Here is a 24,797-nt window from a genome sequence, read left to right as displayed (position 1 = left end):
GTGCCGTGACTGAATGACAGCCCGGCGGAAAGCGAAGTGTTCAGGAGCGACACCGCAGGCCGCAGCGCAAGCGAGCGGGAGACGGGATTACGCACGGCGCTGGCGCGAATTTCTGAGCGGCGGCGCGACGGAAGTAAGCGCGGCGGAGCGAGTGCGAACGGGCGAGCAGTTGTGTTTGATGTCAATCAGGTTGGGGAGGGAGAGATACAGGTCAAAGTGTAAAATGATGAACAGCCACTGTGAGCGAGAAGCGAATGTTTGCAGTGTTTGCTGCAGTAGCCAAACAGAGTCAGATTACCCAGAACTCTCTAGAACTAAAATGGCATAAAAAAACGACTACCTGCTATGGAAGCCGTTATAGTGTAGCGCCACAGTTTGAGGGCCAGTTAGCCATGTTCTCCGATCCCGTTGACCGCTTTACCAAAAGCGTTCGCATTCTGGGGCGTATCGGGCGTGCGCCAGACAACGCTGTCCATAGCATTGAGCGTTAATTCGTTGCACGTCGGGTGGCTGGCCTCCTGATTCCAGTAATGCTGGGTGGGGCGAACAGCTGGCGAACGGGGTCTTCCCCGAGAGTTTTCCTGCACGCGATAACCAGCCAGACTATGGATCCGAAAGGAAGTTTACGCTTGCGTAAGGTGACGGTATCAGTGAGGGTGAAGGCCTCCTGAATCCGTTCAGGAGAGAGCAGGTCGGCCAGACTTTATCCTCATCCGGCACGGTGATATTGATTATGCCAGGAGCCAGAGAAAGTTGCATAAAAAAGGGTTCATGTTGAGTTTGAACCCTTTTTACAGCACCCACTGGATCGGTCAACCGATTTTCAAACGTTCGGCATCAGGCCTTCAGGCCACCCACGACATTATTTCGCAGCAGCCTGCGCGTCTTTAATCCACTTATCAAACTGGGCCTGATGGCCTTTGATCCAGCCATTAACATGGCTGTTGATATCGGCTTCAGAAGCATGGCCTGCATGCATCGCGGCATTCTCGGTGTTGATGTCAGCCAGTGGCAGCTTCATCTCAGCAAACAGCTTCGCAGCAGCCGGATTCTTCTCCGCCCATGCCTTATTCGCGACGATATGCATGGTGTTTACCGGGAAACCATAGTTCATGCCGTTAGGCAGTTTGGTATCCACCTTGCTCTGCGCGCCTGGCATAGAGGAGAACGGCACCTGCAGCCATACCACATCTTTGCCCGGCTTCAGCACGTCACTCACCCAATACGGGGTCCAGGTGTAATACAGAATCGGTTTACCCTGTTTGAAGCGCGTGATGGTGTCGGCGATCATCGCCGAGTAGTTACCCTGATTGTGCTCAACGGTATTGCTCAGTTTAAAAGCATCTAGCTGGTGATTAATCACCGCCTCGCAGCCCCAGCCTGGCGTACAGCCGGTGAGATCGGCTTTACCGTCACCGTTGGTATCAAACAGCCTGGCGATTTTAGGATCTTTCAGCTGTTCGATGTTGGTGATGTGATATTGATCAGCAGTTTTTTTATCGATCAGATAACCTTGGGCCGCACCGGTCACATAGGTGCCCTCGCGGTAAAACTTTTGATCGCCACCCGCTGCGGCGTACATATCATCGTGCAGTGGTTTCCAGTTAGTCGCTGTAAAGGTGGCGTCACCGGCGGCGATGGTGGTGTACGCCACGTTGTAATCCACTTCACTGGGCTTATCGACGGTATAACCCAGTTTTTCCAGGGCGCGGCTCACCAGCAGCGTCTGGAACGTCTCTTCGGAAATAGTGCTCTGAGCGGGTTTAACGGTAATGCCTTTACCCGGAAGGTCGGCGGCGGACACGTGCGTCGCGGCAAACGTCGTCAGGACGGCGGCGAATAGAGCTGTCTTGCGCATAGTCATTCCTTATTTTACGTGTGGCGTCGGAGATGGATGGCCCCGTTGGGCCTCCAAAAAAATCAGGCTTTTTTACTGAAGGGGCGCAGCAGCAAGCCAATCGGGCCGGTGTTGTACCAGTGGCGGCTCCCACGGCTGCGGCTGTCCTGACCGACCGACTGCGTCAGGCGGTCGAGAATGATGGCGAGGATCACGATACCGACACCGCCCACGCTGGCGAGGCCCATGTCCAGGCGGCCAATGCCGCGCAGTACCATCTGGCCGAGACCGCCAACCGCGATCATCGAGGCAATCACCACCATCGACAGCGCCAGCATCAGCGTCTGGTTTACACCGGCCATGATGGTCGGCATAGCCAGCGGCAACTGCACTTTGAAAAGCATCTGACTCGGGCTGGCACCAAAGGATTCACTCGCCTCAATCAGATCGGCGGGCACCTGCTTAATGCCCAGAATGGTCAGGCGCACAATTGGCGGCAGGGCAAAGATAATGGTTACCACCACACCCGGCACGTTACCGATACCGAACAGCATCACTATCGGTACCAGATACACGAAGGCTGGTGTGGTCTGCATGGCATCCAACAGCGGGCGCACAATACGCGCGGCGCGTTCACTGCGTGCCAGCCAAATCCCCAGAGGCAGCCCGATGATGATGCAAAACAGCAAGGCGGTAAGGACCAGCGCCAGCGTGACCATCGCCTGCGACCAGGCACCAATCATGCCGATCAGCACAAGTGAAATCAGCGTAGCAATACCCATTGCTGGCGTAGCGATTTGCCAGGCAATCAGGGCAAACAATACAATGGCAACCGGAGCGGGTAAGCCCATCAATAAGTTCTGGAATCCACTGAGGATGTAATCCACCGGCACACGAATGCCCTGGAATACCGGACGGAAATGGTTCACCACCCAATCGATACCTTCCGTCACCCAATGATCCAGCGGAATCACCGTGTTATGGAAGGGATCCATGATGTTGAAATGCTCTGGCTCTGGCGCAGGCGCACTGCTGAGCCAGTCACTGTTACCGGCAGCGGAAGTGGCTGCGTCGTGACCGCTACTGCTGGCTGCATCTGAGCCGCTGCTGGAGGCATTGCCCCAAGCATCAGCAGAACCGGCACCTGAACCGGAGTCTGCCGGAGCGGCACTACCGCTGCCCGACCAGGGAGCGCTGCTGCTGGCGGCTGCACTGGAATCTGTTGTGGCAGGTTGCGGTGTGGTCTGGCTGGCGCTATCCCACGGACTGGCTGTTTGTTCACTCATGGCTGGGCTCCTTCACGATCTAAAGCGCGCAATAGCATGCTTTTGGAAATAATACCGACGTACTGATTGTCTTCACCGACCACGGGCACAGCGCAGGGCGCTTGTGCCACATGGGACAGCAGATCGTTCAGGGAGGTATCCGCAGGAACCGCTAACGGCGTCTTGAGTAACGCATTATCCAGACCTTCGCCGGCAGCCAGTGCCGCTTTCAATGAATCAGTAGACACTACGCCAACAAATTTCTGTTTCTCCAGCACGTAGCCAAATTCACGATCTTCATCCTGCAGCAGTTTAATCGCCGAACGAGGGCCAAAACCGGCAGCCTTGCGAATCAGCGCGCCAGCACTGCGGCGTGCAATATCGCTGGCGCTAAACACGTGGCTGATATCTACGCCACGGAAGAAGGTGCGCACGTAATCATTAGCAGGATTATTGAGAATTTCATCGGGTGTGCCGACCTGCACCACTTCACCGCCCTGCATAATGGCAATACGGTCGCCAATACGCATAGCTTCATCGAGATCATGGGAAATAAAGACAATGGTACGTTGGTGTTTCGCCTGTAATTTTACCAACTCATCCTGCATTTCAGTTCGAATCAGTGGATCGAGTGCGGAGAAGGCTTCATCCATCAATAAAATATCCGGATTAATCGCCAGCGCACGGGCTAATCCAACACGCTGACGCATACCACCGGAGAGTTCATCAGGATAAGAGTCTGCATAATTTTCTAACCCCACCTGACGCAATGCTTCCAATGCTTTATCCTGACGTTCCTGTACCGGCATACCCGCTAATTCCATGCCAAAGGCTGCATTATTCAGTACCGTCATATGCGGCATTAATGCGAAGGACTGGAATACCATGCTGATCTTATTTCTGCGCACTTCACGCAGTTCAGCGTCCGACATTTTGGCAATGTCGACACCGTCAATCATAACCTGGCCACGGGTGGGCGCTATCAGACGATTGAGAAGGCGAACCATGGTGGATTTTCCCGAGCCAGAGAGCCCCATGATGACGAAGATCTCGCCTTCTTCAATGGCCAGACTGGCATTTTTGACGCCGAGCGAAAGACCGGTTTTCGACAGAATAGTCTCTTTGCTTTCACCTTTATCAATCAGCTTAAATACCTTTTCGGGGTTATCCCCAAACACCTTATATAAATTCTTTACTTCAAGTTTAATTGCCATGCCGTCATTAATTTCCCGGTTAAATGTTTCACTATTTCTTGTTGTGGTCTCGATTAAATTTAAGCGCCCTATAACCTAGCATAGTGAGAATATCTGACAACCCTGAATGGGGAATATTGACGCATTGAGTGCTGTGTGAAGGAACGATAATTACAGTGTTCACAAGGGATAAGCGCAAATCAAATTTTTCTGAATTTTTATTGAACTTTACCCGGTTTGATGTCAATTGCTGGGTGAAATGAGGATAAATTGGGGTTGAGTGGGCGATACATTAGAAAAATAGATGACGCTAAAGTGACAAAATAATGAAGGTTAAAAAGGAGATAACGTGCAAATATTGGCCTTTATTGAGGGGCAACATCGAGGTCTCTGTGGATGTGTGACTGAGCCTTATAAGCCTTAGTGGGAAATCGAGCAAGGTTATCGCGTTATCGCGAGGTCAAACAGAGCTTACCGGGAGGCCGCCGGATACTGCGAAGTAAGCTGCCAGAGAGGGTAAGCCGGGGCTGTGGGGCGTGCTGCTGATGTACAATCTTGTGCGTTATCAGATGATAAAAAAGGTGTACAGCGTGAAAGATAATTACCTGCCGTATCAGCTGAACTTCAGTTGTACAGTTACGAAGATTCTGCGGCGGCTGATAGGGCTTTCATGGTCGTCGCCGGGAGCAGTCCCGGGTCACCTGAAAAACTTTGTACAGCAATGCCGAAATGCTTAAGCTGCCTCTCCGGCGGAGAGAGAGAAAATATCCCCGGATAGTGAGGCAGAAATTGTCGAAATATCCCAGAAAAATTAATGCCGGAAACCTTAAGTGACCGGCATTAGGGTCAATGCCCGTCTGTATGACGGGCACTGACCTCACAACATGAACGACGCACACACTGACTGCCGTTGAGTTCACATGTTCTGAGGCTGAGACGGGTTATCCGTGACGACGTGTGACTTTCTCTTTGGTATCCGGCTCAGCGGGAGTTTTCAAGGGTCGCAGTCGCCTGATGCGTGGCTTCAGGATGACGCGAGGCATTCTTACGAGCCTGCGGTTATTTTTATTAAAGACAGGGCGTTCGTGCCAGAGTTTAAGCACGATCACCGTCAGTGCCAGGAGGGCGGTGATGCCGTTTGCCACCATCACCGGAACATCATTCATGCGAAAGCCATACCATGTCCAGCAACTGACGCCAAAAAAAAGCGCGCCCCACATGCCCAGTGATAAACCGCTGGTATCTCTGTTTTTTATAATGTGAATCACCTGCAGACAGAAAGACCCGGTGGTAACCCAGGCGGCAAGCGTGCCCAGCCATACCGGCCACGGAGAGAGTAAAAATGCCGAGAGCAGCGCGGCAATAATGGTTAACATTACCAGCAGAATATTTTTCATGAGATGGCTCCTGCCTCTTCAAGTCCCCTGTCGACGCAGCCAAGCGCCAGCAGCATATCCTCATAGAGTTCAGGATGGCCAGCCAGTCCACCCCAAAGCTTTTTATTTTCTGTAAATGCGCGAAGCGGGTCGTCAGCGCTGAAGATAGTCCTGAAGTTCACTTCATCCAGGGCACGATCCTCGTATTCAAATAATAAGGCACCTTCCTGCTGGCGTTGCATAAAACGCATCCAGAGAGCAGGCAGTATCATTGTGGCATGGGGTCTTGCGCCCTGAGCATACACCTTTCTGATCACCGGCAGAATGTACTGCTGCAGCTTAGCTATACTGTCGGATGATACGCGCTGCGTGGTATCCCTGACCCAGCGATTACTGAACCGGCTCAGCGTAGTATCACAGTATTCCGGCAAATCAGAGTCAGTTAACTCAAGAACCATCCTGACGTCTTGCATCACGTAATCACGTATCCACTGCAAAACCTGCGGGGTAAGGCTTTCGTCGATAAACTCCTTATTCATCAGTGCACCAGCCCAGGCTACACCGCTATGGCTGGCGTTAAGTACGCGGATTTTTTTTTCTTCATAAGGCGTTACATTGTCTTTAAAGTCGACACCGGCCTCCTCAAGTGCTGGACGACCGGCAATGAAGTGGTCCTGAACGACCCACTGTCCGAACGACTCACAGGAAAGCGGCACCCGATCGCCATGGATCCCATGTTCAGCCAGTCGGCCAAATATTTTTTCATCAAATTTCGGGGTGATACGGTCAACCATGCTGTTCGGTGCAGATACATTGCTCCTGACCCACGCCAGCAGAGAGGCATCGTCTGAAGCCTGAATAAATGCGGTGAGGCCTGACAGAACGCTGTCGCCATTGTTACGCAGATTATCGCAGCTGAGCAGCGTCACGGGTCCGGCGCCGCACTCAATACGCTGACGGAGAATCCTGATTAATGCGCCGTAAAGCGTAATGGGATCATTCTTTCCGGATAAATCAGCGAGAACTGAAGGATGCTGAAGGTCCAGATGACCATCATCGTTGAGAAAGTAACCCCCTTCAGTTACCGTAAAAGAAATTATCCGCGTATCAGAATGTGCTCCTTCTTCAATCAATGACCGTATACCAGGTTCCCACAGAATAATTTTACTGATGGCGCCGATTGCCTGGTAGCGTCGTTCTCCGGCCGGCGAAATGAGCTCCAGCGTGTAGCGTCCATCTTGCTCACGGAGGCGCTGCAGTGTCTTCTGCGTCTGGCTGTTTCGAATATTGGCTAATGCAAGTGTCCACCGCATGTCATCTTTAAGATGCAGTTTGTTCAGGTACCATGCCTGATGTGCACGATGAAAAGCACCAGCACCAAGATGCAGCCAGGTAAATGTTTTATGCTCGGTTTTATGCAAATCTTATCCTTAATCCGCGAAAGATGACTATTTTGTTACCAGTAACATTAGCATACTTTTTAAACTACGCGACCAGGGTAACCATTCCTGCCGGGTATAATTATCTATGATAAGAGAAAATGTTTCAGGTAGCCTTTGCTGGCTGTGAGCCGATAAGGTCAGTTTCTTTTAGAAAATTCAGTCTGGGCAATCTGTTCGTATTTTCGTTCCAGCCTCATTGCCCTGCAGACAGAGGAAAGCAGAGAAAAACCTGAATGTCTGTGCCTACAGTAGACCGGGTGTGACTGGTCATTTTTGCCGCGCCATGCTAAAGCTTTATGAAGCTCAACAGGTAACTCCCTGACTTGTCTGATGAATGCAGAAAAAAAATTTATGCTCTCATTGCTCCTGGCTCTAGCCAGCCTGATAAAGTGGGAATGGCGTTTTATCAGAGTGACGATATAGGAGTTTTCCGGGCACTGGATCAGGTCACCTCAGCCATGGAGCGGTATGGCTCTGTCTGCAACATCAGGTGGTCTTTCGCTGATGGATAGCGCTACATCAACGCTTTGACTTCTCGGCATAAAGCGGACCGTTACCTCGTTCAGGATTTATCCGCACGCTTCTCTTGTTACTCATCCGGAGTCGTAAATTAAACATTCAGCTATATATCCAGTCCTTTTGATCCCTGAACATCGCATTAAGTATCGTTATGAATTTTCTGATGCAGGCTGTTATCGCGACTTTTTTCGGCTTACCACGCGCAGTAAGCGACGTGTAAAAGTCTTTTATCTGGGGGTTGTACCGTACCGCTGAAAGCATCGCCATATACAATGTTGCCCGCAGGCCAGACCTGCCGCCCCAGATAGCCCTTTTACCCCGAAGCTGCCCGCTGTCTCTGTCATACGGGCATACACCAACCAGTGCCGAAATCTGCCGGCGATTCAGATGGCCCAGCTCCGGTAACTGGCTGAGGATAGCAGCCTGAGTGACCGGCCCGATCCCTTTAACCTTTTCAAGCATTTTTCGTTTTGAAGTTAACGCAGCATTATGATTCAGCTGGTATTTTATTTCCTTATCAAGGGCATCAATCTGCACGTTCAGCCAGCCAATGTGCTCCGCAATACCCATCTCAATCCAGACTCCGTTTTTTTCCTGCAGCCTGATAGTTTCCATTACGCGATTCTGTACCAGCTGACGCCGCCGCGTAAGGAGCATTGTCAGTTCCTGAAGTTCTTTATCCCTGGCAGGTCTGAATTCTGGTTTCATACGACGACCATATTCGCAGATTATCCTGGCATCGATTGAATCGCTTTTTGCCACCTTTCCCATTGCCCGTGCAAAATTCTTTATCTGTCGCGGATTAATGACAGCAACAGGCAGACCCGCTGAAATCAGCATTGATTCAGCCAGAGAGTGATACCGGCTTGTGGCCTCCATAATAACGCCTGATATGTGGAGTCCTTCGAGTTCCTTAAACAGTTGCAGAATGCCGGAGGCGGAGTTATCCAGATGTATCAGTCGCTCACTGGAATCAATAAAGACATCCAAAGCGTATTTTGAAACGTCAATACCAACGGTTGTTTTATCGCTCATTTCAGTTCTCCCTGCCTTGCAGATACGGGCTTTAAATGCGCCAGGCAATTGTTCGGGCTATAGCTGAAAATGATGCTGCGCTTAGTGCTCGCCCCCGGGCTTATCAGTCCCTGGATGGTGATCGCGCTGCAGCATCAGTCAAAACACAGGATAAGTTTAGACTCACCCAGGTCTGCTTTAAACATACAAGGATGGCGAGCGAAGCGATCTCTTGAACACGCAGCGGCCGGGCTAAAGTGAAGTCACGGCACCGGCCGCAGCACGCACGGACCGGGTTTTCTGCCCTGTCCCGCCGCATGGCGGAAAATAGCGGCGCGCAGCAACATCCTTATTTCATTCTGTCCACAGCCCGGGTGCATATCCGGTCAGTAACCCTGTGGACAAAAGCCCTGCGGCGGCAGTATCCGCACACAGACAGCAGGCGGTCATAAAATGACCGCCCCGTCTGTTACTTCAGGTGCCCTCGCATTTCGGCTGCGCGCCGGTACAGCGCCACCAGTTCTGTATCTATCTGCTCGATCAGCATCCCGGCCATTTTCTGTGCCGGCGCCGCGCCGCGGAAAAGATGGCGCTTTGTCATATCCCGTAACCGAAGGTGAAACTCGTAAAGCGATTCCTCCAGATCGTTTATGTCGTCAGTAAGCTGCGTGTTCTGGGTCGTCAGTGTCTGGTCTGTCATGGTGCTGTCCTTATGGTCTGGTCACGGAAAATACGTTATGCGGCACGGGCGGCGCGCAATTCTCCCAGGCGGCGCAGGCCGGCGGAGTGGTACTGCTCCAGCAGTTCGATACCGATCCAGCGCCGGCCGCACTGGTCCGCGGCGACGCAGGTCGAGCCGGAGCCTGCAAACGGGTCTAAAACCAGATCACCGGGCTTCGTGAAGGTTTCAATAAGCGGCTGTAATACGCTCACCGGCTTTTCGGTCGGGTGGTGCCGGTTGCCCGTGTACTGCCAGGGCATCACGTCAGGTAAGGGCTTTGCCGGCAGTGGCGGGCGTCCTTTGGCCAGCAGGTAGGCGCTTTCATGCTGATACCCGACAAATGCCGATTTCGATGCGTAGGTTTTGGTAAACACAAGGTGCCCGACGACGCGGAAGCCCGCCGCTTTCCATGCCTGCATAAAAATGTCTACGCGGTTCCAGCCGTAGAAACTCACCGCCAGGCTGTTGTTTTTGAGCACGCGGAACATTTCACGGCTGGCCGGCAGTACCCATTCGTCGCTCACGTCGTTGGCGATTGAACGGCCGGAACGGTCCTTAAAGCCGACGAGGTACGGGGGGTCGGTCAGAATGAAGTCGATGCTGTTATCCGGAAAGCCGGCCATGATCTCTACGCTGTCGCCACGCATGAATCGGGACATAGTTATGCTCCTAAGTGTCAGGGGGCACCCCTGTGGTGCCGTGACCACCACAAAGACGGGCGTAAAGCGGAGCAGGCAGGGGCGGACGCGCAAGCCGCACGCGCCGCCGGAGCGGACTGAATGTCCCGCGCACGGCGGGGAACGGGTGAGCAGAACGGCGAAGCTTCCCTTGACTGCAAAGCGGCCCGGCTACCGTGAGGGCACGGCACTTCATCCCTGCCTGTTTCCGGCCGCAGGACGGGAACAGGCAAAAGAGGCGGAGCGAAGCGACTTCCTTATCCCTTAAAGATGAGATGCCGCCGGTCGGGGCGGCATCGGGTGACGATATCAGGGCCGGTAATCTCCCCACCGGCAGTCGCTACGGTCGCAGATGACGGGCACATCCGGCGAACCGCTCACCTGCCACTCATCAAGGAACCGCAGGCCGGCTATCTGATATAGGTTGTTTAGTACAAAAAAAAAGCCCGTGATATCATCAACCAAAACAACATCAAAGGAAAAAAAATGGATAGGCTGTACGAGCTGGGGAAAAGATTTGATCGATTATTATACATGAGCATCATTGTGGTTGTTTCTAGCTTTCTTACTTGCTCCTTATTAATCACATTAAGCAGCCAAAACCTGTTTGCATTAATAAATTCATACAAAGATATAAAGCATCAAATTGAGATGAACAAAGGCGAAATAGAATTCATAGAAAAACAAATATCATCTATCAATGAACACGTTTCGTTCATACTAGGCTTGCAGGAAAAAATGGAAAAAGTAGGGGTCAAACCAAGCAAGAGTAAACCAACGATAGAGAATGATTATTTCTCCATCAGTAAAAATTTAATAAATGAGAGTTTAGCTAAACTGGATCTTGATGAAGTAAAATCAACTAGTGAACTAAATGATTTTATGTACAGATTTCTAAAAAAAGAAATTATAAAATCAAGTGCAGGGTATGCTGCACGGAGTGAAATAGAGTCGGAACTTCCTGAAAAGAACAAAATCTCAAATTATCATGAAGCAATAGACTGGCTAGACAAAAAAATAAAGGATGAGAGCAATTCAAAAATAGAGATAGTCAACATAGAATCAACACTAACCATCCCATTTAAAATAGGTGACATGGCATCTAGTGTATCGTTGATAGGTATAGCTACAATAGCGAGTTATGCCATGCCTATATTCATGATCATTTGGTTAGGCTCGCTATTCGTTACACGAAGAATCGAGATCATGAATCTGAATAAAACAAAGGATATATCAATGGTATATCCACATATATTCAATTTATTCACAGTGGACACAACAAAATCACAAGATTTAAATCTTTATCTTTTGGGTGATGAAAAGGTAAAAGGGAAGATAAATTCTTCTATATTCTTGGTAAAAATAATAAAAGGGTTTATTTTTTTGGCGCTAGCTTTTGCAATGTGTGGCCCGTTGTATTACGGCGAGTTCGTTTACTTAATAAATTACAACTCATCGTCTATCGCCTTATTCTTAATCACAATGTTTTGCATAATAGTCAATGTTATACAAATAATTGAATATGTTTATTTTGAATCAATTTCTTCAAACGTAATTTATCGAGTTAAAAATGGTATAGTTAGTGAGTATGAAACTAATATTTAAAGACTTGTAAATGATTTTGTGTAACTGCCACCACGTCAAAGGTGATCGCTCAGGCGATCACCTAACTCGATAATAAAGCGGCTCATCGCCAGTCGCCAGTTCTGGATCGGCATACTCCATTTTTTGGATGTCGACTGGATTGTCAGATAAATAACATTTCTCACTGAGTCATCTGTCGGGAACACCTAACGTTTTTAAATGACGGCTCGGATCACGCTGTTCAGCGATTTAATGGTATTCGTGGTGTGAATAGGGGTTCGGATGTCAGGTGGATACTCTCTCCTTTCGCCCGCATATATGCAGGACGCACCTCTGCCTGCAGTAGTGCCTGCACCTGAACCACGTAATCCGCCAGGCCGGTCATATGAAGCCCGTTTGCACACCATTTCTGCATGATTTCCTCTTCAGTCAATGGATTGCACGGCGCTGCCCGACGGCAAGGAGGATGATACTCCGGAATTTGAAGGCAATAATAGCTGTCAGACAACGCTGATTAATTAACTGTAGAGCCAAGAAAGAAATTCGGCGGCAAAAGGTGAGCAGGAAAATGAGAAATAAATTAGAAAAAGTGCAATTTCTGCACTTTTTTGTGAATAATATTATTCTCAATAAATGGAGGGAATTTAATGACAGGCTGGCAGCTTAAACTCTGGCGCAGGAGTTTGCTCTGGAAGAGGGAACGTGCAGCAGCTGAACTTGGCGTCAGCCTGCGTACTTACAAAGATTATGAAAACGCGGATACGGTAAAGCATTCGATAGCACTGGCGACCGTTACCCTGTCACTAATTCACACGCTGCCATCATTGCAAAGTCATGAGATCAGTAAAGAGAGCGTGGTGCACTTGCTTAAACAGATGGCCAGCACCGTAGCCGAAAAATAAAATATCAATATTTTCAGCCACATGCAGGTTTAAAAAGGGATACTTGTTTCGCTTAGCTTGTCACACAAATTTGCCTCCATAATACTGTACAAATAAACAGTAAAAGAGAAGGAGGAAATTTTATGCATTATCTATGCAAACAGGTTACTACAGCGTCTCGTTGCGTCAGGAATACGGGACTATGAAACCGGCAATTTATGCTGAGGGCCTGACGGTTTTGTGGCCAGCCCTTTTCACGCCGCCTGTGAAAATCCCTTTATATGGCGAATACTGCCCTGCCGGCTTCCCTTCTCCTGCCCAGGATTACGTTGAAAAAGAACTCGATCTCAATGAGCTCTGTATTCGCAGAAGGGCGTCGACCTTCTTCGTCCGTGCCAGTGGTAACAGTATGCAGGATCTTGGCCTCTGTGATGGCGATGTCATGGTAGTTGACCGAGCCGAACAGGCCTCTCACGGTGATATTGTTATAGCTGAGGTTAACGGTGAATTCACAGTTAAGCGGCTGCAGCTTCGCCCGCGCCTTGCGCTGTTGCCCATGAATCCGGCTTACACCGTTATCTATCCGGAGGAACTGCAGCTGCTCGGCGTCGTCACCTGGTTTTTCAGCAGTACGCGTGCACGCGGGAGGTAACCCTTGCACATGTTCGGACTGGCCGACGTCAACTCGTTTTATGCGAGCTGCGAGGCACTATTCCGGCCCGATCTGCGTGGCAAGCCCGTCATCGTGCTCAGCAACAACGACGGCTGTGTCATTGCCCGCAGCGCCGGCGCCAAAAGACTTGGCATAAAAATGGGCGATCCCTGGTTTCAGATTAAGGCGCAGGATTATGCAGAGCGGGTCCATGTCTTCAGTTCAAATTACGCTCTGTAGTAAGTTAAGTGGAATGCAACATTGAGTGAGTAAACTTTAAGCAGCGATATTGCTGCCAGAGGTGAACGCAATGCTGATCCCACCGAATGAACACGTCCTGTTACTGGCAGAGCGCTGGCTGAAACTGTTATCCGATCTGGGCCGGGCGAAGTCTACGCTCACCGCTTACCGCAGTGCCCTCCGCCATTATCTTTCGTTCTGTAACCAGCACAGAATTGAACCTGAAAAGGCCCGGTTTGAAGACCTGGCCGCATACATCAGCCCTCAGCTGCCCGGCATGCCTTTTCCTGCAGCCAGCGCCACGCTCCAGCTTCGCCTGTCTGCAATCCGCCTCTGGTATGACTTTCTCATGTATCTGGACCTCTGTCCGGTCAATCCGCTGCCCCGATCCGACACACCAGGAATGCTCAGTTCCGGTCGTGGACTGGTTCCCCGCGTCATCAAGCTGCCGCGTATTCCTGACGATGCGCAGTGGCAGTCTTTTCTCTTTCATGCCGCCCCTTCCCCGATCCGTGACCGCCTGATGCTGGCATTAACCTATTACGGCGCACTGCGGCGGTCTGAAATCACTTCGCTGAGTATCGAAGACTTCGATTTCGCGCACCGTCTTATACGCATCCGGGCAGAAACTACCAAGAGCCGGCGTGAGCGTATTGTCTGTTACAGCCCGGCAGTCGTGCCCGTGCTGGCGGCACACCTTATGCAGATGAAGCGGACCGGAATTGCCCGGGGGGCCCTGTTCCGTTCCGCGTCCGATCGCAATCAGGGCGCGCCGCTTTCATTCTGGACCTGGAGCAAAACGGTCCGGAAATGGGCGCTGGAGTCCGGGATGCCGGACATCTCAACCCATACCTTCCGGCACCTGCGGCTGACGCATCTGGCCCGCGCGGGCTGGAAGCTGCATGAGCTTGCCACCTATGCGGGACACCGCGACCTGAGCACAACACAGATTTATATCCACCTGTCGGGCCGGGACCTTGCCGCCAGGATGGCCGGAGCGATTGAAACGGCAGATATCAGAATGGCAAACCTTATTTTCAGCCCGGAGAAATAACATGAGCCCGCACAAACCGACTGACAGCAGCTGGCGTCCCTTCGATATCACTGAATACCGGCTTGAGACGTCGCTGACGCCTGCTGAGTGCGCGGCGCTGGAAAGCGCTCACAGCCGCTCCGGTATGCTGCGGATGAAGCCTGCGCCAGACCTCATCAGGCCGCTGAAAGATATTGCCGCCGCAAGCGGATGCAGCAAAAAAATCGCCGGGCTGGTGATAGCCGGACTGCTGCGCGAGATTCATTCCTCAGGCATGCCGTGCTGGGGATGGACACAGGAGCGCTGGCGGACGCTCTGCCGGGAAGCCAGAGACGGCCGTCCGCTAATGGCCGCCTTTGCCTGGCATCTGGCAGGATTTCACGAACCGCTCAGTCTCCCCGATATACGCAAACCCGCCATCTATGCCTCTGCCATCTTCGGCCAGGCTATTTATCATCAGGAGCTGCACCGGCTGACGGATACGCTGACGTCGCTGGGTTATGCCCCTGCCAGTCAGAAAAATCACATATCCGGCATACTGGCCACGCTGATGATTATAAACCGGGCTCCCCGGCTGGAGACGTTTACGCCGGAACTGCTGTGGCAGGTTCAGTCCGGCATGGAGGCAGGGACTTCCCGTTATGTCGGGCGGGTTTCGCACGCACTCGCTGCGCTGGGTATCATCAGTGCCCCGATGAGGATGCGCAACTACACGAAGTGGTATGAGAAGCCAGTGGAAGGAATCGCTCCGGCCTGGGTGCACTGGTGCCGGCGCTGGCGGGAAACGTCGGTGCTCAGGCCGCGCACCCGTGAAAACCAGTACAGCTTTATTCTGCGCTGCGGCCTCTGGCTGACAAAGGAGCATCCGGAGGTGCGGGAACCGGCTGACTGGACCATGGAAACCTGCGCCAGCTTTATCGCTGCGGTAGGCCGGCTGAACGTGGATGAACTTCAGCTGGGCACGGAAAGGGGCACGCGAAAATCGGTGCGCTCTGGCGAGCCCATGATGCCGCATTCCCGGGCGCATTTTATCTATTCACTGCGCCGGTTTATGACTGATTACGAAAACTGGGGCTGGGGGCGCCTGCGCTTCAGCCCTGCCCGCCATCTTTCCACGCCGGATACGCCCCTTTTCCGTCGCGGCGTCAATCCCCGGGTAATCGACGATCCGGTCTGGCTGAAGCTCATCTGGGCCAGCCTGAATCTGCGTCAGGAAGATTTCCTCACTGAAATACATTACCCGCTTGCCATGCTGCAGGCGATGGCTGTCATCTGGACCCATGCGGGGGTGAGGAAGAGTGAGCTGCTCCGCCTCACCACCGGGTGCATTGCGGCGCAGGCGGACGATATCGTGAAGGACGACGGCAGTATCATCCCGGCCGGTACCCTGTGCTACCTGCATATCCCTGCAGGGAAAACCTCAAAAGCCTTTGTGAAACCGGTGGCGGCCGTGGTGAAAAAATACGTCGACATCTGGCTGGATGAACGCCCGGCAGAACAGGCGATGCTCGCCGACGAACGAACCGGTGAGAAAGTCAGGCTTCTGTTCCAGTACCGTGGTAAGCCTGCCGGCGGCACCATCCTCAACCGCACGGTGATACCGATGCTGTGCGCACGAGCAGGCGTGCCTTTAGAAGACAGCGGCGGAACGATAACCAGCCACAGGGGGCGGGCCTCAGCAGTGACCGCGCTGGCCAGCGTGCCGCAGGGCATGTCGCTGTATGAACTGATGCAGTGGACGGGGCACTCAACGCCTCAGTCCACCATGCATTATCTGCGTATTCGCCCCACTCAGCTGGCCGCCTCATTCGTTAAAGCAGACCGTGTCGCTCACATGATAAGCGTCCTGATTGACCATGATCCGGAAGCCGCCAGCCTGACCGGGCCTGCGACTTACTATGATTTGGGCGATTCATACTGCACGAATCCCTTCTGGAGCAGTTGTCAGCACCGGATGGCCTGCATTGGCTGCGACTTTAATCTGCTAAAACAGAGTGCACGCGGACTGATACTGGAAAGCAAAGCCTCTGTTCGGCGTTACCTTGGGGAGGTTCCGCTCACACCCGATGAGAGAGCCATCGTGGAACAGGACGCAGATAAAATTGAACAGGCACTTAAAAGATTGCCCCTTAAACCAGAACGGTAAAACGGGCCGCATTGTGCCAGAAGCGGACATTGCCGACATTAGCTGATAGAAGGTCATCATCTAAGTAAAGCTGTACAGCGAGATTATTTTTGTATAACTTTGGTGGCATGTGCTGCACAGCACTCCTACAACCGGAGTTCGTTATGCTACAGACCCTGCCAGCCCACAGCCTTAACAAAGAAGTTACCGCTTATTTGAGCCGTGCGGTTATGCCGTCACAGCATGAAACTCTCGGTGCCATTGTGGTCGAGGTACTGCGTTCCGGCCGCACCCTCAGCCGTAAAGCAATCTGACTCGTCTGCTGGCCCGCCTGGATAAAGCCTCTTCGCCTGAAGAAGAGCAGCACCTGCAGGAACTGGTAAGCCTTTTATTTTCTAAGTAAACTGTCCGTCAGCAGGGCTGAGAACCCGTTTAGCCGGACAGGCATAACTGATTAGAGAGCACTGGAAGTAATGAAAAACGTCAGAAATAAAACGCTTGGTGAGATACTTATTGGCGAGGCCGCACTGACACTTCTTGATGAGAAAACGCCCGTGTCATGGACAGGCATCCTGAGCAAACTTGAAGCCCGGCTTGCGGATGAGCAGGATGAGTCCAGAGCAAAGGTGTTTAAAGCGGCCATCGATGACGTCAGGGCAGAGATGCAGCGGCGCAGCTCAGGCCGGAACGAACATAAAGAAGGTCAGGACACGGCTTCACCTGAAGACCATGACAGACTGACCCGTCACTGATATCTGAAGCTCTTTTCTGTAAGCCGGCAAGAGCCGGAAATTACATCCAACCTACAGCAATAAGGTTATAAAACATCAGATGCAACAGACACTGAACTCAGACGGACCCGACCTGATATACGCTCTTGAGAATATCGACGATATTTACGAAGAAGAGAAAAAGGTTTTTTCTGCTGCCGTCAGGACACTTCTGACCGGAACAGGAAGTGTGACCAGCAGGGAGGTGCTTTTCTATCTTATCGCTCAGATGGAAGCCACCACTGATATCGCCAGGCTTGACGTTCTGCGTACGTGTCTTGAAATTCTGATGGGCCTGAAAAATCCGGCGCGGGAAGTGTGATTCAGCGCACTTTCATTCAGTGCATCTTCTTCATTAATCTCTGAATCAGTTCCAGACAGTCAAGACGGCTCTCAGCGTCACCCGTGGTTTCACTGAACTGGTACAGAGCCTGAATAAGCCTTTCCGGCGTAATAGCATTACCTGCTGAAAGCAGTCCCGTCACAATGCGCCCGGCCAGGGCACAGACCTCATCTGAAATGTCGTGCGTATTATTTTTCAACCCGTCTCCGCATAGTGTATAAACATCCAGCATATCATCCTTCACTCCGGCCAGCTGAACAGCGACTGCTGTCATAGATTTTTATTGCGGGCATTGGAAGAGAATTTTTGTAGGTGCAGACACGCACCGGTGCGGGAAAGTCAGCGGCTCCGATGAGTATCAGGGCCGGACATAAACAACCGGGCCAGTATGAACCAGCACGCATACAAAAGATACAGCACACCTGAAATGCCCGTAACCCGTCCGGCCATGGCTGCGAATGGTCTGTTACGGCAGTTCAGGATTTTTTACGCGTGCGAAATGCTTCAGGGCGACTACAGTCAGTAATGAGGTTATCAACAATCGTGCTAATGGAGGATATACCGTGTTAATTCAAGACGACGAGAAAGGCCACGTCATTATTGGCGAAGCGGCACTGCACCTGGCGCTGGCTGAAAAGGAGATAAATGTTATCTCTCTCATCGCAGAACTGGGTCACATGGCTGCAAATGAATCCTGTGATGAAAGGCTTGGCGATATATCAGAGGCAAGAAGCTGGCTGAAGAAGTACGCAAATCCCGGAACCGCAGAGCAGCCCGTGCCGTTCCTGCAGAAACTTGCAGGTCTGAACGAAGAAAAGCATTAACGCCATAGGACGTAGTCCGGCTCCGGCCGGAAGACGACAGCACCAGATGACCTCATCGGTTGCGTGAAAGCGTATACCGGCCGGAGAAACTGTCAGGGACGACACCTCCGCAACGCTTCAAAATTTGTACAGAAGTTATGTACTGAATTTGTGGATAAAAATCTAAGCTCTAAAGGCAGAAAGCTCCGGCTGATATGCCCGTATCCCGGAATACAGCCTGATCATTAAACTGTTTTCCTCTGTTTCCTGTCGCGTACAGACTTTTCAGAAATTTTAAGCGCTTTAGTTTCACAAAAGCTCTGGTGCGGTATGATGTTATTTTCAGACAGAGAACAACGCCATGGCCAGAGTCACTCCGCCCTATATCCCCGCATCTCCGGCCTCCCTTGCCGCACACCTGCGAGAAATTGCAGACATGCTGGAATCACGAAGTCCTTTTATCCGAAGCATAGAGCGTTATTACGCATCAGGTGAGGTCGGCGAGCAGCTGTCTATCGTCCATATTGAAATGCTGACTGAACCGGATTAGCAGTCATTTTCAGAGATAGCTTTCTGGCAGCAGCTTCCGGGCCGCCTCAGTGCGTTAAAAAAATCCCGATATCCGGTAGAGCACACCGGGATGGCAAAAGCGCCAGTGAAATTCGCGACTCAGAAAAGTACGCCTATGCATCATAGCACTCTTAACTATCGGGTGTTTTAATAATCAAAGCTAATTTCAGCCCGCCCGAACTCTCTGCTGAGGTGACACAGTCTTCTAAATAGCTCTAAGAAATAGTTTTGCATGCAGGAATAGCAACGGGCCTTTTTCAGACTGGTAAAGCTGGAAGTATCCTTACAGCAAGTCATAAGATGCTCGCCCTTTTTTCCCTTTTGAGTACGTCCGCTTTTCGCTCATAGCGGACATTGCGTGATTCCGATGTCCGCTTTGTGCCAGAAGCGGACGTTAAGTAAAAAAACTCCTTCATGTATTTTCATGAGAATTGTTTGCGTTAGAATATTCTTACTAAAAAAAGCCTGCGGGGATGAAAATGTTTGCTGACTTTGGCGTGGTTAATTTCTTGACATTTCTTGCTGGCGCGCTGGTTATCGTAATGATTCCAGGTCCTAACAGTATGTATGTGTTGCGTACGGGAATAAGCCGGGGATTGCGCGCCGCATACCAGGGGGTTGCGGGCGTCGTGCTTGGCGACGTATTTCTTATTTTTCTGGCCTGGGCTGGCATAGCAGCTGTGATACAGGCAAGTCCGCATATATTTACTGCGGTGAAGTACATGGGTGCACTTTTTTTGAGCTGGCTTGGCATAAAAATTATCTGCTCTGCACTGTGTCAGGTCCGTCAGAACGGCCCCGTGCCAGTGGTCAGGAAAGAAAACTATTTTATTAAAGCGTTTATGTTGAGCATTACTAATCCAAAATCGATTCTTTTTTACGTCTCGTTTTTTATTCAGTTTATCGACCCGGCAACGGCACATAGTTCAGTAGCCTTCAGCATTTTGGGAACTGTGCTGCAGCTTATCAGCCTGTCATGGATGACATTTTTGCTGCTGGCCGGTGCAGCCATCGCCCGCTGGCTCGGCACTCGAAAACGTCTGGTCAGGCTGGCCAACACTCTTACTGGCCTTCTGTTTATTGGCTTTGCGGCACGTCTCGCAAGCGCCACTTCTTGATTACATGTCTAAACCGCCATAAGGCGGTTTTTTAAAACTTTCGCATGATGAAACGTCTGCTTTTCGCTCAAAGCAGACCTTCACTTTCCCTATCCCTCGAGAATCGCTATCTAAATCCTGAACTCCACTTGCAAGCTAAGAGGGTACCCTCTCTATCCGCCCGCGCATATGCAGGACGCACCTCTCCCTGCATCAGTGCCCGCAGCTGACTCACGTTCTCCGCCAGGCCGGTCACACGCAGCCTGTTTGCACACCAGTTGTATGCATCACATACAGACCGTATTGACAGCCAGCATATGTTTATCTGCTTCATGTGCTGATCACCTCAGGCAAAGGGATTGTGAGTTACCCCGATCGCTGTATTTTTCTCCGTTTATGCCGATAACACAGTTAACACCAGGCCTCCTCTTTCCGGATAACGAGAACACACATGAAAATATCTACGCGACTTGCATCAGGTTTCGGCCTGCTTATCCTGCTTTTTATCATCTGTACCGGCATCGCACTTAACGCACTGAATATGGCCAGCAACGGTATGGATGACGTCGTAAACGACAAAATGAAAAGGTACCAGCTGGTACTGGACATGCGCGGCGGTCTGAGAGATATGGGCGTTGCGGTCCGTAACATGGCTCTGCTGACCGACCCTCAGGCCATGAAACCGGAGTGGGAGCGTCTGCAGAAACAGAAGCTTCTCTATGTTGAAAACCGGCACGCACTGGGTGAGATGATGAAAACGGATTCTGCGCCCCGGGGCCGGGAGATATTCAGCCAGATAGCTGAAGCTGAAGGCCCGGTGCTGGCGGCACTGGAGAAGGCGGGCCGGCTCGGTCTGGCTAATCAGGCCCGGGAGGCTACCGACTACCTCATGACAGTCACGCGCCCGGCGCAGAACACGTTACTCAAAGCGCTTAACGACATGACACAGATTCAGATGAAAGCCACTCAGTCCGCCGTTGAGCAGAACAGCAAGTCGACGAGTCGCGCATCGCTTATACTGGTGTTACTTGCATCCGCATCCGTACTCGTGGCGGCCGGAACCTGCGTGCTGACTATCCGTGTGCTGATGCGTCAGCTGGGCGGAGAGCCTGCGCAGGCGCAGGCGCTTGCGGCCACTATCGCCTCCGGCGACCTGACAACCCCGGTCACACTTCGTCGTAACGATACGGGCAGCCTGCTCGCCTCACTTGACAGCATGCAGGCCAATCTCCGGGGGCTGGTCTCGCAGATTAAAGACTCATCCGCCTCCGTGGCACTGGCCGCGGATGAGATTTCTCAGGGCAACACCGAGCTCTCCTCCCGTACCGAGCAGCAGGCTGCAGCCCTGCAGGAAACGGCCGCCAGTATGGAGCAGCTTACCGCCACGGTAAAAAGCAATACGGCGGGCGCGCAGCAGACCGCAGATTCAGCCCGTGAAACCGCGTCACTTGCCCGCACAGGTGAGGCAGACGTGCAGCGTATGTCGGAAACCATGAATGCCATCTCGCTAAGCGCAGCAAAAGTACGGGATATCACCGCGGTTATCGAGAGCATCGCCTTTCAGACCAACATTCTTGCACTTAACGCGGCGGTAGAGGCTGCACGGGCTGGCGAGGAGGGGCGGGGGTTTGCCGTCGTGGCCGGGGAGGTCAGGACGCTTGCCCAGCGCAGCGCTACCGCGGCCCGGGATATCAAGCAGCTGATTGAACAGGCCGTGGAGCAGGTGGAAAGTGGCGTGGAGGTTGCAGCAGGCACGGGGCAGAGCATCCTTAAAATCGTCGGTATGGTGGGTGAGCTGGCGGAGGCCATGGATAACATTTCGCTGGCCTCATCCGAGCAGATGCAGGGCATCTCTCAGGTCAGCGTTGCCGTCAGCCAGATGGATGGGGTTACGCAGAACAACGCCGCGCTGGTTGAGGAGTCTTCGTCAGCATCTCAGTCGCTTTCAGAGCAGGCGCACGCGCTGCGTGGAATGGTAGAAACTTTCCGGGTCTGAAACAACCTGTCAGACAAGTATCAGGCTGGTGTTCCGCGGGGCAGTGTGCGTACCCGGTTCGCCGGCCTGATCTGAATATGGCTGAGCACATAGCGAAACCGTGCCCCCGCCACCCTGACGTGTGAATCAGAAAAAGTTCACAGTAACCCGTCGAGCCCGGAATCAGCAGAAACAGGCACTCAGTTATTCTGGTTCAGAAAGGCCGGTACGCAGGCGTACCGGCAAAAAGGCTGGCAGCAGGCACCTTAGCGGTTAAAGCAGCGTCATCACGTAAAACCCGGCTGCAGTCATCGCCAGCGAGCCCAGCACGTGTATCAGCACCGAAGCGGCCGCCCAGCCGTAGCTGCCGGCCTGCAGCAGGGCGAAAACCTCCGCCGAAAACGTGGAGAAGGTGGTCATTCCGCCGCACAGCCCGGTGGTGATGAGCAGCCGCCAGGCCGGATCGAGGCCGGGGTGACGCAGAAAATACGCCAGCGCTGCGCCGATAATAAATCCGCCCAGCAGGTTTACCAGCAGCGTGCCGGGCGGCAGGTCCGGAAACATGGCGTTAAGGCGCGCACCCAGCTGCCAGCGAAGGACGCATCCCAGTGAGCCGCCAGTGATGACGGCGAAAAGCTGATTCACACTCTTTCCTCTTTAAGTCACGTTGATAAAACCGTGCGACACGACCCGCGCGTCAGCACTCATCCGGTAAACGGCCGGGACGCCGGTCGGCACGTGGAGCTGTGCGACAGCCTCCTCCTCCATGCCGTTCAGAAACGACATCAGGGCGCGCAGCGAGTTGCCGTGCGCTGCCAGCAACACGGTACGGCCGGGGCGAAGCTGCGGCACCACAGCGTGCTGCCAGTATGGCATCACGCGGCGCAGCGTCATCTCCAGACTTTCTGTTGCCGGCAGGTCAGACAGCGCGACGCGCCGGTAGCGCGGGTCGCGGTGAAGGCGGGCCGGCGCTTCAGCATCCGCAGGCGGAATACCGCGGAAACTTTTGCGCCAGTGCCGGACCCTCTCTTCCCCCATCTGGCGGGCGGTTTCGTCTTTGTTAAGCCCCTGCAGGGCACCGTAGTGGCGCTCATTCAGACGCCACGTTTTGTTCACCGGTACCCAGCTGCGGTCAAGCTGGTCCAGTACCCGCCACACCGTGTGCACACAGCGGGTCATCACCGAGGTGCTGACCCAGTCCGGGCGAAGCCCTGCGTCCCGCAGCAGCCTGCCCGCCCGGTCGGCTTCACGGCAGCCTCTCTCCGTCAGCGGGACGTCGGTCCAGCCGGTGAAGCGGTTTTCCCTGTTCCACAGGCTTTCGCCGTGGCGGAGCAGGATGAGCGTTGAGTCAGTCATCGTCTGCTCCGGACAGGCTGCCTCATCCGCGGCGCACAAAGGCCTGCAGGCCCGCATAGCGCGCTTCGTCACCCAGCGCCTGCTCAATGCGCATCAGCTGGTTGTATTTTTCCACCCGCTCGCCGCGGCACGGCGCGCCCGTCTTCAGGTGCCCGGCGCGCAGGGCCACCGTCAGATCAGCGATGAAGGTATCGGTGGTTTCCCCGCTGCGGTGTGAGATGAAGGTGCCCCAGCCGTGCTGCTGGCAGAGCGCGACGGCGTCGAGGGTTTCGCTCAGCGAGCCAATCTGATTGAGCTTAATCAGCGCGGCGCTGGCGAGGTTTTCTTCAATACCGCGCTGAATGTACTTCACGTTGGTCACAAACAGATCGTCACCAACCAGCTCGGCCCGCCCGCCCAGTTGCTGATGCAGGTGCCTCCACCCCGCCCAGTCGTCCTCCGCCAGGCCGTCTTCCAGCAGCACGATGGGAAACTGATCCATCAGCTCGCCATAGTAGTCCGTCATTTCCGCCGCGCTCAGGGTGCTGCCCTCGGTGCGCAGGTGGTATCTGCCGTCCGAAAAGAACTCGCTGGATGCAGGGTCCATGCAGATACTGATGTCTTCACCCGGCCGGTAACCTGCCTTTTCAATCGCCTGCACGATGAACTGAAGCGGCTCCCGGTTAGAAGCCACCGCCGGCGCAAAGCCGCCCTCGTCGCCGACCGCCGCAGACAGATTTTTATTCAGCAGGATCTGGCGCAGCGCCTGGTATACCTCGCTGCCCTGACGCACCGCCTCCGTCAGGGTGGGCGCACCGTGCGGCGCAATCATGAACTCCTGAAAATCAGCCCCCTGACCGCGGGCGTGCACGCCGCCGTTGATAATATTCATGCACGGCACGGGCAGCAGGTTTGCCTGCAGGCCACCGAGGTAGCGATACAGCGGCTGGCGCGAAACCTGCGCGGCAAGCCGGGCCACCGCCAGCGACACGCCGAGAATGGCATTGGCGCCCAGCCGGCTTTTATTCTCCGTTCCGTCCAGCGCCATCATGATGTTGTCGAGCCGGCGCTGCTCCCGCACGTCCGTGCCGCGTACGGCCTCACAGATTTCCGTTCTCACCGCGTTAACGGCGTCATGCACGCCTTTACCGCCAAATCGGCCGGTATCACCGTCCCGGCGTTCGGCGGCTTCGCGGGAGCCGGTACTGGCGCCTGACGGCACGGAGGCGCGTGCCATCTGTCCATCAGCGGTAAAAGCCTCTACTTCCACGGTGGGGTTACCGCGCGAGTCCAGAATTTCACGGGCGCTGAGGCTGTCGAGTGTGAAGTTCATGTCTGTTTTCTC

General features: G+C 53.2%; 23 protein-coding genes and 5 pseudogenes. 13 read left to right on the top strand and 15 right to left on the bottom strand.

What is annotated here, in order from left to right; translation table 11 throughout:
- Positions 1 to 389: 389 nt before the first annotated feature.
- From IBT54_RS25270 to proV, 4 genes and pseudogenes are all read right to left on the bottom strand, one after another.
- A pseudogene (locus tag IBT54_RS25270) lies at positions 390 to 759 on the bottom strand (transposase domain-containing protein); the annotation flags it as partial.
- 103 nt (positions 760 to 862) lie between these two features.
- Positions 863 to 1,858 carry a glycine betaine/L-proline ABC transporter substrate-binding protein ProX gene (gene proX, locus IBT54_RS20975; protein ID WP_201252918.1) on the bottom strand — a complete coding sequence of 332 codons (996 nt, stop codon included), beginning with the start codon at positions 1,856 to 1,858 and terminating at the stop codon, positions 863 to 865.
- Between the two features lie 62 nt (positions 1,859 to 1,920).
- Positions 1,921 to 3,123, bottom strand: a complete 1,203-nt coding sequence (proW, locus tag IBT54_RS20970; RefSeq protein WP_201252917.1) for a glycine betaine/L-proline ABC transporter permease ProW — start codon at positions 3,121 to 3,123, stop codon at positions 1,921 to 1,923.
- Positions 3,120 to 4,316, bottom strand: a complete 1,197-nt coding sequence (proV, locus tag IBT54_RS20965) for a glycine betaine/L-proline ABC transporter ATP-binding protein ProV (RefSeq protein ID WP_201252916.1) — start codon at positions 4,314 to 4,316, stop codon at positions 3,120 to 3,122. Before proV ends, proW begins: the two co-directional genes overlap by 4 nt.
- A 429-nt stretch (positions 4,317 to 4,745) precedes the next feature.
- Between proV and IBT54_RS25265 the strand changes: the two are divergent.
- Positions 4,746 to 5,129: pseudogene (locus tag IBT54_RS25265) on the top strand (IS4 family transposase); the annotation flags it as partial.
- Positions 5,130 to 5,236: 107 nt separating this feature from the next.
- Here the strand turns inward: IBT54_RS25265 and IBT54_RS20960 are convergent.
- The 6 genes and pseudogenes from IBT54_RS20960 to IBT54_RS20940 all read right to left on the bottom strand — a co-directional run bounded on the left by IBT54_RS20960 (position 5,237) and on the right by IBT54_RS20940 (position 10,026).
- Positions 5,237 to 5,692, bottom strand: coding sequence for a SemiSWEET family sugar transporter (locus tag IBT54_RS20960; RefSeq protein WP_201252915.1), 456 nt, complete (start codon positions 5,690 to 5,692; stop codon positions 5,237 to 5,239).
- Positions 5,689 to 7,092: a D-arabinitol 4-dehydrogenase gene (dalD, locus tag IBT54_RS20955; protein WP_236263560.1), complete on the bottom strand. Its 1,404-nt coding sequence runs from the start codon at positions 7,090 to 7,092 to the stop codon at positions 5,689 to 5,691. Before dalD ends, IBT54_RS20960 begins: the two co-directional genes overlap by 4 nt.
- A gap of 129 nt (positions 7,093 to 7,221) precedes the next feature.
- Positions 7,222 to 7,640, bottom strand: a pseudogene (locus IBT54_RS25260) (transposase); the annotation flags it as partial.
- A gap of 91 nt (positions 7,641 to 7,731) precedes the next feature.
- Positions 7,732 to 8,667, bottom strand: coding sequence for a transposase (locus IBT54_RS20950; protein ID WP_201252914.1), 936 nt, complete (start codon positions 8,665 to 8,667; stop codon positions 7,732 to 7,734).
- Between the two features lie 448 nt (positions 8,668 to 9,115).
- On the bottom strand, positions 9,116 to 9,346 hold the full coding sequence (locus IBT54_RS20945; RefSeq protein ID WP_201252913.1) for a hypothetical protein: 231 nt from the start codon (positions 9,344 to 9,346) through the stop codon (positions 9,116 to 9,118).
- 35 nt (positions 9,347 to 9,381) lie between these two features.
- Positions 9,382 to 10,026: a DNA methyltransferase gene (locus IBT54_RS20940; RefSeq protein ID WP_201252912.1), complete on the bottom strand. Its 645-nt coding sequence runs from the start codon at positions 10,024 to 10,026 to the stop codon at positions 9,382 to 9,384.
- 504 nt (positions 10,027 to 10,530) lie between these two features.
- Between IBT54_RS20940 and IBT54_RS20935 the strand changes: the two genes are divergently transcribed.
- A complete protein-coding gene (locus IBT54_RS20935) occupies positions 10,531 to 11,649 on the top strand; it encodes a hypothetical protein (protein WP_201252911.1) in 1,119 nt (372 codons plus the stop codon).
- Between the two features lie 35 nt (positions 11,650 to 11,684).
- Here IBT54_RS20935 and IBT54_RS20930 read toward each other — a convergent pair.
- Positions 11,685 to 11,924 (bottom strand): annotated as a pseudogene (locus IBT54_RS20930) (transposase); the annotation flags it as partial.
- A 351-nt stretch (positions 11,925 to 12,275) separates the two neighbouring features.
- Between IBT54_RS20930 and IBT54_RS20925 the strand changes: the two are divergent.
- From IBT54_RS20925 to IBT54_RS20890, 8 genes and pseudogenes are all read left to right on the top strand, one after another.
- Positions 12,276 to 12,530: an XRE family transcriptional regulator gene (locus IBT54_RS20925; RefSeq protein ID WP_201252910.1), complete on the top strand. Its 255-nt coding sequence runs from the start codon at positions 12,276 to 12,278 to the stop codon at positions 12,528 to 12,530.
- Positions 12,531 to 12,711: 181 nt separating this feature from the next.
- Positions 12,712 to 13,161 (top strand): translesion error-prone DNA polymerase V autoproteolytic subunit, encoded by a 450-nt coding sequence (umuD, locus tag IBT54_RS20920; protein ID WP_201252926.1) that lies wholly within the window; start codon positions 12,712 to 12,714, stop codon positions 13,159 to 13,161.
- A 9-nt stretch (positions 13,162 to 13,170) separates the two neighbouring features.
- Positions 13,171 to 13,398, top strand: a pseudogene (locus IBT54_RS20915) (DNA polymerase V subunit UmuC); the annotation flags it as partial.
- Between the two features lie 73 nt (positions 13,399 to 13,471).
- Positions 13,472 to 14,455, top strand: coding sequence for a tyrosine-type recombinase/integrase (locus tag IBT54_RS20910; protein WP_201252909.1), 984 nt, complete (start codon positions 13,472 to 13,474; stop codon positions 14,453 to 14,455).
- A 1-nt stretch (position 14,456) separates the two neighbouring features.
- Positions 14,457 to 16,580 (top strand): tyrosine-type recombinase/integrase, encoded by a 2,124-nt coding sequence (locus IBT54_RS20905; protein WP_201252908.1) that lies wholly within the window; start codon positions 14,457 to 14,459, stop codon positions 16,578 to 16,580.
- Between the two features lie 143 nt (positions 16,581 to 16,723).
- Positions 16,724 to 16,873, top strand: coding sequence for a hypothetical protein (locus IBT54_RS25520; protein ID WP_370585180.1), 150 nt, complete (start codon positions 16,724 to 16,726; stop codon positions 16,871 to 16,873).
- 159 nt (positions 16,874 to 17,032) lie between these two features.
- Positions 17,033 to 17,311 (top strand): hypothetical protein, encoded by a 279-nt coding sequence (locus IBT54_RS20895; protein ID WP_201252907.1) that lies wholly within the window; start codon positions 17,033 to 17,035, stop codon positions 17,309 to 17,311.
- 79 nt (positions 17,312 to 17,390) lie between these two features.
- Positions 17,391 to 17,651 carry a biofilm development regulator YmgB/AriR family protein gene (locus IBT54_RS20890; protein ID WP_201252906.1) on the top strand — a complete coding sequence of 87 codons (261 nt, stop codon included), beginning with the start codon at positions 17,391 to 17,393 and terminating at the stop codon, positions 17,649 to 17,651.
- Between the two features lie 16 nt (positions 17,652 to 17,667).
- On the opposite strand, the gene IBT54_RS20885 is transcribed toward IBT54_RS20890, so the two are convergent.
- Positions 17,668 to 17,904, bottom strand: coding sequence for a hypothetical protein (locus IBT54_RS20885; protein WP_236263559.1), 237 nt, complete (start codon positions 17,902 to 17,904; stop codon positions 17,668 to 17,670).
- Between the two features lie 331 nt (positions 17,905 to 18,235).
- Here IBT54_RS20885 and IBT54_RS20880 point away from each other — a divergent pair, with 331 nt between their 5' ends.
- The 3 genes from IBT54_RS20880 (at position 18,236) to IBT54_RS20870 (ending at position 22,138) form a co-directional block, all read left to right on the top strand.
- Entirely contained in the window at positions 18,236 to 18,496 is a 261-nt protein-coding gene (locus tag IBT54_RS20880; RefSeq protein WP_201252905.1) for a hypothetical protein, read from the top strand.
- A 1,028-nt stretch (positions 18,497 to 19,524) separates the two neighbouring features.
- Positions 19,525 to 20,163 (top strand): leucine efflux protein LeuE, encoded by a 639-nt coding sequence (gene leuE, locus IBT54_RS20875; RefSeq protein ID WP_201252904.1) that lies wholly within the window; start codon positions 19,525 to 19,527, stop codon positions 20,161 to 20,163.
- A 430-nt stretch (positions 20,164 to 20,593) separates the two neighbouring features.
- Positions 20,594 to 22,138, top strand: a complete 1,545-nt coding sequence (locus IBT54_RS20870; RefSeq protein ID WP_201252903.1) for a methyl-accepting chemotaxis protein — start codon at positions 20,594 to 20,596, stop codon at positions 22,136 to 22,138.
- A gap of 252 nt (positions 22,139 to 22,390) precedes the next feature.
- On the opposite strand, the gene crcB is transcribed toward IBT54_RS20870, so the two are convergent.
- From crcB to eno, 3 genes are read right to left on the bottom strand one after another with little or no spacing between them, the layout of a single operon-like run.
- Complete coding sequence (gene crcB / locus IBT54_RS20865; RefSeq protein WP_201252902.1) at positions 22,391 to 22,762, bottom strand: fluoride efflux transporter CrcB; 372 nt, start codon at positions 22,760 to 22,762, stop codon at positions 22,391 to 22,393.
- A gap of 12 nt (positions 22,763 to 22,774) precedes the next feature.
- Positions 22,775 to 23,473: a 2,3-diphosphoglycerate-dependent phosphoglycerate mutase gene (gene gpmA, locus IBT54_RS20860; RefSeq protein WP_201252901.1), complete on the bottom strand. Its 699-nt coding sequence runs from the start codon at positions 23,471 to 23,473 to the stop codon at positions 22,775 to 22,777.
- Between the two features lie 22 nt (positions 23,474 to 23,495).
- Positions 23,496 to 24,785, bottom strand: a complete 1,290-nt coding sequence (gene eno / locus IBT54_RS20855) for a phosphopyruvate hydratase (protein ID WP_201252900.1) — start codon at positions 24,783 to 24,785, stop codon at positions 23,496 to 23,498.
- Between the last annotated feature and the right edge of the window lie 12 nt (positions 24,786 to 24,797).

The organism is Pantoea sp. S62, assembly GCF_016658625.1.
GTDB lineage: Bacteria > Pseudomonadota > Gammaproteobacteria > Enterobacterales > Enterobacteriaceae > Pantoea > Pantoea vagans.
Note: the sequence above shows the minus strand (reverse complement) of the source record. Positions and strands in the feature narration are given on the sequence as shown.

Bases quoted from the DNA above. Each gene is read 5' to 3' on its own strand.
- proX (WP_201252918.1), bottom strand. From the start codon at position 1,858: ATGCGCAAGACAGCTCTATTCGCCGCCGTCCTGACGACGTTTGCCGCG.
- proW (WP_201252917.1), bottom strand. From the start codon at position 3,123: ATGAGTGAACAAACAGCCAGTCCGTGGGATAGCGCCAGCCAGACCACA.
- proV (WP_201252916.1), bottom strand. From the start codon at position 4,316: ATGGCAATTAAACTTGAAGTAAAGAATTTATATAAGGTGTTTGGGGAT.
- IBT54_RS20960 (WP_201252915.1), bottom strand. From the start codon at position 5,692: ATGAAAAATATTCTGCTGGTAATGTTAACCATTATTGCCGCGCTGCTC.
- IBT54_RS20950 (WP_201252914.1), bottom strand. From the start codon at position 8,667: ATGAGCGATAAAACAACCGTTGGTATTGACGTTTCAAAATACGCTTTG.
- IBT54_RS20945 (WP_201252913.1), bottom strand. From the start codon at position 9,346: ATGACAGACCAGACACTGACGACCCAGAACACGCAGCTTACTGACGAC.
- IBT54_RS20940 (WP_201252912.1), bottom strand. From the start codon at position 10,026: ATGTCCCGATTCATGCGTGGCGACAGCGTAGAGATCATGGCCGGCTTT.
- IBT54_RS20935 (WP_201252911.1), top strand. From the start codon at position 10,531: ATGGATAGGCTGTACGAGCTGGGGAAAAGATTTGATCGATTATTATAC.
- IBT54_RS20925 (WP_201252910.1), top strand. From the start codon at position 12,276: ATGACAGGCTGGCAGCTTAAACTCTGGCGCAGGAGTTTGCTCTGGAAG.
- umuD (WP_201252926.1), top strand. From the start codon at position 12,712: ATGAAACCGGCAATTTATGCTGAGGGCCTGACGGTTTTGTGGCCAGCC.
- IBT54_RS20910 (WP_201252909.1), top strand. From the start codon at position 13,472: ATGCTGATCCCACCGAATGAACACGTCCTGTTACTGGCAGAGCGCTGG.
- IBT54_RS20905 (WP_201252908.1), top strand. From the start codon at position 14,457: ATGAGCCCGCACAAACCGACTGACAGCAGCTGGCGTCCCTTCGATATC.
- IBT54_RS25520 (WP_370585180.1), top strand. From the start codon at position 16,724: ATGCTACAGACCCTGCCAGCCCACAGCCTTAACAAAGAAGTTACCGCT.
- IBT54_RS20895 (WP_201252907.1), top strand. From the start codon at position 17,033: ATGAAAAACGTCAGAAATAAAACGCTTGGTGAGATACTTATTGGCGAG.
- IBT54_RS20890 (WP_201252906.1), top strand. From the start codon at position 17,391: ATGCAACAGACACTGAACTCAGACGGACCCGACCTGATATACGCTCTT.
- IBT54_RS20885 (WP_236263559.1), bottom strand. From the start codon at position 17,904: ATGCTGGATGTTTATACACTATGCGGAGACGGGTTGAAAAATAATACG.
- leuE (WP_201252904.1), top strand. From the start codon at position 19,525: ATGTTTGCTGACTTTGGCGTGGTTAATTTCTTGACATTTCTTGCTGGC.
- IBT54_RS20870 (WP_201252903.1), top strand. From the start codon at position 20,594: ATGAAAATATCTACGCGACTTGCATCAGGTTTCGGCCTGCTTATCCTG.
- gpmA (WP_201252901.1), bottom strand. From the start codon at position 23,473: ATGACTGACTCAACGCTCATCCTGCTCCGCCACGGCGAAAGCCTGTGG.
- eno (WP_201252900.1), bottom strand. From the start codon at position 24,785: ATGAACTTCACACTCGACAGCCTCAGCGCCCGTGAAATTCTGGACTCG.